Source organism: Gottfriedia acidiceleris, assembly GCF_002128425.1.
Taxonomy (GTDB): Bacteria; Bacillota; Bacilli; order Bacillales; family Bacillaceae_G; genus Gottfriedia; species Gottfriedia acidiceleris.
Genome location: NZ_NESS01000008.1, coordinates 174,491 through 181,062 on the forward strand (window position 1 = coordinate 174,491; position 6,572 = coordinate 181,062).

Sequence of the window (6,572 nt, forward strand, 5' to 3'; positions counted from 1 at the left end):
AAAATGGGATTATATGGTAAATTTAAATTAAAAAAGGGAGGAAATAAAATGAAAAAAATACTCACGCTATTATTATTTACAATACTGTCTTTAACAGCATGTACAGAAAAAACAGATAATAAGGTTACTGACAATAAGACTACTAACTATAATTATAAGTTTATTGGAGAAAGTGAACATTGGGAAGCTGAATATATTTATAGAGGAACAGAAACACAAAAAAATGATAAAGATGTAATATCTTATTCTAATAAAGATAATTATGAACTCGTATTAAAGTATAAGGGCTCTTTAAAAGAGCTGTCATCTATGAAAAAATTAGAGTATTCCTTCAAGACAAATAGCTCTAGCGAGGAATCAAAGGCGGAATTCACTGAACCTCCTAAAGAAAGAGTATTTACTTCCCGAGGGGGTTCCGAAGGTGGAGCAAAAGTAGACAAGGATGAAGCCATACAAGTACACGTAAAATGGAATGAATCTGAAGAGTCATTTGAATTGCATAATAAAAAAAAGTAGTATGTAAAATATTACCTTATTCAACTAACTCATGCGATTCTTCAATAGAAGATCGCTTTTTCTTATTAAACAAAATGGCAGATTAGTTGAATAAGAAATGGATTTTTTTCCCAATAAATAATCGATAAATAAGTGATAAAATTAGTTAGTAAGTAAAGGGGAAGTATGGAATATGAAAGATATTTTTAAATCAATAATAAAGTAGGGATATAGTGGAAAATGAAAAATACATAAAAGACACACCAACGTTACTTTTATTTGGACTTATTTTCCTTATTATTTTTGGACTATGGTTAATAAAAAGAATAAGATCATACGATTTTAAAAATAAAAGTACAATATTATTTTTGTGGGAAAACTCAGATGCGATAGGTGGAGTCTTGGTTGGCATAGGTTTACTAATTATAGTCATTTTTTTCTAGTGAGTATGAAAAATAACATTAAAAAATTTTAGAAATATTCATTTTCCTTTACAACTAACGCAGTGCTTTAGTTTAAGAAAATCATAGTCGCAATTGCGGCTATTTTTAGTTTTATAAGATATGTTAGTGAAATTTGAAGGTAATATTTTTTTTGAATTGAAATATATAAATGGTTACTATCTTTTAGTGAGGTGGTTTTATGTGGGAAAAAATGTTATTGAATACAAGAAGAGGAAATTTTGAAGTATTTATAAAAGGCTCTGGTCAACCGCTTTGTATAACGCATTTATATAGTGAATTTAATGAATTAGGATATTATTTTGCAGATGAATTTACCGATGATTTTAAAGTTTATTTGATCAATTTAAGAAATGCGGGAAACTCAAGTATAGCTTTGAGAGATGAAGAATTAAGCATGAAAGAATCTTGCAAGGATTTAGAGGCAATAAGAATGGCATTAAAATTAGAGAAGTGGTGCTTTGCTGGGCATTCCACGGGAGGGATGCTAGGCTTATACTATTCGATTTTGTTTCAAGATTCAATAATCAAATTAATGGTTGGAGGAGCTTCAGCTTCTAACAAATATATGGAACAGGAGGGAAGTATGTATAGTCCTAAGAGTTCATTAAATAGCAAATTAAAAGAGATATTTACTGTTTTAAAATCAACCACTTCATCTATTGAAGAAAGAAGAAATGCAAATATAGAATGGACAAACTTATCACTCTATAAGTCTGAAAAACGAAGTGAATATTTTAAAAAGCCAAGTAGTGGAAAAGTTGTTCAGAGTAGATTAGATTATTATTCATTTAAAGAACTTCCAAAATATGATCTAACTAATAAACTAAGTATTATTAAAATACCATCAATTGTTTATTGTGGAAGATATGACGCACAATGCCCATTGTTTTTCTCAGAAGAGATTAACGAGCGATTATCTAATTCACAATTATACATTTTTGAGAATAGTAATCATGTACCGTATATAGAAGAAGTTGATAAATTTCATGAAATGGTATTAGATTTTAAATCACTTGATAAATGACCTTATACAACTAACGCAATGCGATAGTTCAATAACACGATCGGCAGCATTGCCGGTCTTTTTTTTGCTAACTAGCAGTATAGTTACAAAAGGAAGGATGTTAAATCAATATTTTGTTGAATATTACAAGTATTGCGACTATGATAAAAGAAGAGATGTAATGAAAGGGGAATTAAGATTCTACATGTGGACAATCCTTTAATGATTAATTTAGTAAATAAATAGAATTGTACTTGCCTGGTAGCAGGGGGAAGTCTGTCTATTTATTTAAATAATCATACAAGGGATGCATGGTGTGGCGTTTTAAACCCAATTACTAAGCAGATACCTTTGTGTATCTGTTTTTTTTTGAGGAAAATACATCTCTAAAATAGAAAAATCATTGCATCCCTATATAAGGGGGAGAAAATAATGACAAATACAAAAAGAATAATCGCATTAATTACAGGTGTAAGCAGCGAAAGAGATATGGGAACAGCTATTTGTCGCAAATTAGCTTCGAAAGGAATCGATATTTTCTTTACGCATTGGCAATCTGAAGTTGGTTGGGCGGATAAATTTCAAAAAGAGCTTTTAGAAGTGGGTGTTCGATGTGAAAGTTTAAGTGTTGATTTGTCACATGCAAATGCAGCAAATATATTACTAGATGCTACTTCAACTAATTTGGGCTTTCCATCGATTTTAGTTAATAATGCAGCGCATTCTACCAGCGATGGTTATTTGAAATTAAATGCAAAAACTCTTGATGATCATTATGCTGTAAATATGCGATCGACCTTCTTACTCTGTACGGAGTATGCTCGTCGTTTTGAAAAATTAAAAATGAATATGGGAAGAATTATAAATATGACATCCGGACAAGAATTAGGTCCAATGCCAAATGAATTGGCTTATGTGGCAACAAAAGGCGCAATTTCAGCTTTTACTAAATCCTTATCAGTAGAAGTTGCACGTTTAGGTGTTACAGTTAATGCTGTAAACCCAGGTCCAACGGATTCAACTTGGATGACGGAAGAAATAAGAAGGCACTTATTACCTAAATTTTTACTAGGACGAATTGGAATGCCTGAAGATGCAGCACGATTGGTGGCGTTTCTAGCTAGTGATGATGCTGAATGGATAACCGGCCAAGTGATTCATTCAGAAGGCGGATTTTATAGAGGTTAATAAATTGTTTTTTTTAAATGACAACTGCATATTTTAGTTGAACAGCATGAGTTACAGTTGTGGCTCTTTTCTATTAGGAGGAATATTTAGATGCCGAACCATGAAAATGAAGAAATGCTAGCAGGAGGGAACGTCTCTAACGTTTATCGTTCGGGAGATACTGTGCGACGTGAATTAAAGCCAGAGAGTCCCAAGATTCATAATCTATTAAAGCATTTAGAGAACAAAGGTTTCAGTTATGCACCTAAATTTTTAGGTATTGATGAAAAAGGTAGAGAAATATTATCATTCATTGAAGGAGAAGCTGGCAATTATCCTTTAAAAGAATACATGTGGTCTGATAGTGTTTTAATAGAAATAGCGAAAATGCTCCGTCTTTATCACGATTCCGTGAGTGACTTTTCATTTGATCATAGCTGGCAACCGTTAGATAATACTCCGCAACCTTTTGAGGTTTTATGTCATAATGATTTTGCACCATACAACACCATTTTTAATGATGAAAAACCAGTAGGAATTATTGATTTTGATGTTGCTGCTCCTGGTCCAAGACTTTGGGACATAGCTTATATTCTTTACACTTGGGTTCCTTTGAGTAGATTTTCTGTGTTGCCTACTGACAGTACAAAACAAAGAGTTAGATTGTTTTTTGATTCCTATGGTCTGGAAATAACAGAAGATTGGTTGAACATGGTTTTACTGAGATTAGAAGGATTATGTAAATACATGAAAAGAAAAGCGAGTGAAGGTGACGTTACTTTTCAAAAAATGATAGATGAAGGACATCTTGAACACTATCAAAAAGATATTGAATTTATTCAGGAACATGGAAAAGAGTGGATTTAAAGATAAGTTCTTGTTGAACTAACGCATGCTTTAGTTGTATAAGATTGTGCAAAGAATCTTTTTAATTAGGAGGATTTAATGAAAAAATTACAACCTCTTCGGATTCAATCTGGGTGGAAGGTTACCTTTAACTCTTTCGTGGAATTGGATCCACAAGAATTAATTGATGACGATGATGAAAAATGGTGGGAATTTAATGAGATTTATTGCAACTTGAAAACAATGATAAGAATCTTATTTTAGATTTAGGTTGGTATGGGGAGCGCAATTTGAATTCTGGATTTTTTAAAATAAACCTAATACAGAATCTTAACTGGGATAAGCCTTTAGTAGAATTTATCTCAAAGGAAAAAAATGAAATTATAGATAAAATTGAAGAGTGTATGAATTCTTATTGAACTAACGCATGCATTAGTTGATTAGAAGATTTATAAAATATATGAAAAGTGGTATTAATGATGATAACTGAAATGGATATTACGTGTCATTTATACGGTGATAATTTTTCGCCTAATAAAGTAGAACAATTAACTGGGCTTACTCTAATGAATAAGATTGAAGTTGGGGACATAAGAACAAAAGGAGTATACAAAGATAAAGCTTCTCCTTATGGTGATTGTGTATTATATCCACCTGAAAAACACAAACAAACAGACGATTACGGATTACTATGGCTTGCGGAGAATCTGTCCAAACATCTTGAATTAATTAAAAATTGCGGAGCAGAGAACATCGATTTGGTAATAGGCGTGTTTTATGATGGGCAGTGTAATTTTGTTTTAGATCCAAAGGCTATTAATATTATTGGAGGATTAGGGATTCCTTTACAAATAAGTTGTTACGATAGTTATTGAACTAACGCATACCTTAGTTAGATAGCAAGTCCACATTTACAGATAAGAGGATAAAAGAATGAGTAAATTATCTATAAAAATAGTAATTGAAAACAAAGAATATATTCTTGAAGAAGATAAAGAGTACATATTCGAATTTAAACCTGGTTATGAATTAGGAAATTCAAATAATCCATTTACAAAGGTTATAATGATGAATATAGCATTTGAAGGTGCCAATGGAGAACAATGTTTTTTTGTTTTTCACGAAGAAACAAATGAGGATTATCTAATTGGAAATGATGAACTATTATCAATCACATATATTTAAACCACTATGCAACTAACTGATGCGTTAGTTAAACAAAACTAATGAGCTGAATGATCAGAACAAACTCACCAGAGGAGGGAGAAAAATATTATGATATTGAAAAATATAATTATTTCTGCAATTATTTCTGTAATTGTTTCAGTCGTTCTTTTATCAATTTTCCGTGCTAGAGGTTTTTATATCCAAATGGACAATCTAAAAGGGTTTGTTCTATATTTTGTCATTTTCATTATTAGTCTTCTTTTTATGAAAAAAAGGTCTGCTCAATAGAGTACATTCCTTATGCAACTATTGCATGCATTAGTTGAAGATTAAGAGTTACTTAGGTGACTCTTTTTTGTTTAACTAAGGAAATCAATTTTATTTATAGAAGAGTTAATCTTATATGTGCTATATTCATTGAGTTAAGGAGGGATATAATGTACAACTTTTTTCAACTACATACTGAAAACTTTGATGAATGCAGGGAAACTATAAAAAATATTTTCTGGATGTACCAAGATATGATTAGAAGCTATGGAGGATTTGGGCATAATATTGATTTTGAAACAGTTAATTATGAAAAATTCATATTAGTTGAGATAATCGACGAAGGAATGAATGGTTTTAATGAAGAAGTTGAAATGTTAAGACAAGGTTCTTTAGTAGCCTTATGTTGTGAAGTCCAAGATATGCTTGATGAAATGCGAAGAGATGACAGGGTATACAACTTTATTAAAGAATTAACTACAATTCCTGAAATTAAAAAAATGCCATTTGAAAATGATGTATTAACCTCTATGTTGTTGGCATTAGAAGAAAAACCTGGTGATTATTGGGAAACTTTAGAATTTGGAAAACTTTTTTCAAAAAATCTAGAAAATGTTTATAAAAAATTTGTAATTAATTATTTTAAGCGTTTGTTAGTAGAAAGTGAAAGTCGGTTCTGAATACAAAATATTTTAATTCTTATTCAACTAAAGCATGCATTAGTTGAATAATGATCGACTGCTTTGGCGGTCTTTTTTATTTAACAAAGAAAGAGATTTGAAAAAGAACGAGTTAGACACTATTTTAAAATTTACTTTACCAAATCTTTGCGTTTGAAAAAGCTTAGTGATAAAAATGTTTAGATTTTAGAGCTAATAAATGGATTTACGAAAAATTTAATAATTACTCCACTCTTTTTTTAAGATATCTATCCTATTCTTAAAGCATAGGGAAATATTCAAAGATAATATTTCATGCTATAATTTTTTAAAAAGAAACTTGAGATTCAATTTTAAAGTAGGATAAAGGCTTAGATTATAAGTTTGAAAAAGAATTAGAAATTGAGGATTTATATGGGAAAATCAAAAAATAATCAAAATAAAATAACTGCTGGCTTGTTTGCCGTTTATTTATTTGCATTAATATGGATTATAGTCTTTAAA

Annotated in this window: 9 protein-coding genes; all 9 read left to right on the top strand. The window is 30.5% G+C overall.

Translation table 11 applies throughout. From position 1 onward, the window contains the following. The first annotated feature begins 48 nt into the window (after positions 1–48). The 9 genes from B6K90_RS16160 (at position 49) to B6K90_RS16200 (ending at position 6,089) form a co-directional block, all read left to right on the top strand. Positions 49–516: a hypothetical protein gene (locus B6K90_RS16160; protein ID WP_088013790.1), complete on the top strand. Its 468-nt coding sequence runs from the start codon at positions 49–51 to the stop codon at positions 514–516. Between the two features lie 621 nt (positions 517–1,137). After that, positions 1,138–1,983 carry an alpha/beta fold hydrolase gene (locus B6K90_RS16170; RefSeq protein ID WP_088013792.1) on the top strand — a complete coding sequence of 282 codons (846 nt, stop codon included), beginning with the start codon at positions 1,138–1,140 and terminating at the stop codon, positions 1,981–1,983. Positions 1,984–2,394: 411 nt separating this feature from the next. Next, on the top strand, positions 2,395–3,150 hold the full coding sequence (locus tag B6K90_RS16175) for an SDR family oxidoreductase (protein WP_088013793.1): 756 nt from the start codon (positions 2,395–2,397) through the stop codon (positions 3,148–3,150). Positions 3,151–3,240: 90 nt separating this feature from the next. Next, positions 3,241–3,996 carry a phosphotransferase gene (locus B6K90_RS16180; protein WP_088013794.1) on the top strand — a complete coding sequence of 252 codons (756 nt, stop codon included), beginning with the start codon at positions 3,241–3,243 and terminating at the stop codon, positions 3,994–3,996. A gap of 78 nt (positions 3,997–4,074) precedes the next feature. Next, positions 4,075–4,239, top strand: coding sequence for a hypothetical protein (locus B6K90_RS23795; RefSeq protein ID WP_167555398.1), 165 nt, complete (start codon positions 4,075–4,077; stop codon positions 4,237–4,239). Positions 4,240–4,451: 212 nt separating this feature from the next. Further along, positions 4,452–4,850 carry a DUF4279 domain-containing protein gene (locus B6K90_RS16185; RefSeq protein WP_167555399.1) on the top strand — a complete coding sequence of 133 codons (399 nt, stop codon included), beginning with the start codon at positions 4,452–4,454 and terminating at the stop codon, positions 4,848–4,850. A gap of 58 nt (positions 4,851–4,908) precedes the next feature. Beyond that, entirely contained in the window at positions 4,909–5,160 is a 252-nt protein-coding gene (locus B6K90_RS16190) for a hypothetical protein (protein ID WP_088013796.1), read from the top strand. A gap of 90 nt (positions 5,161–5,250) precedes the next feature. Next, positions 5,251–5,430, top strand: coding sequence for a hypothetical protein (locus B6K90_RS16195; RefSeq protein ID WP_088013797.1), 180 nt, complete (start codon positions 5,251–5,253; stop codon positions 5,428–5,430). A gap of 149 nt (positions 5,431–5,579) precedes the next feature. Next, positions 5,580–6,089 (top strand): hypothetical protein, encoded by a 510-nt coding sequence (locus B6K90_RS16200; protein WP_088013798.1) that lies wholly within the window; start codon positions 5,580–5,582, stop codon positions 6,087–6,089. Positions 6,090–6,572: the final 483 nt, after the last annotated feature.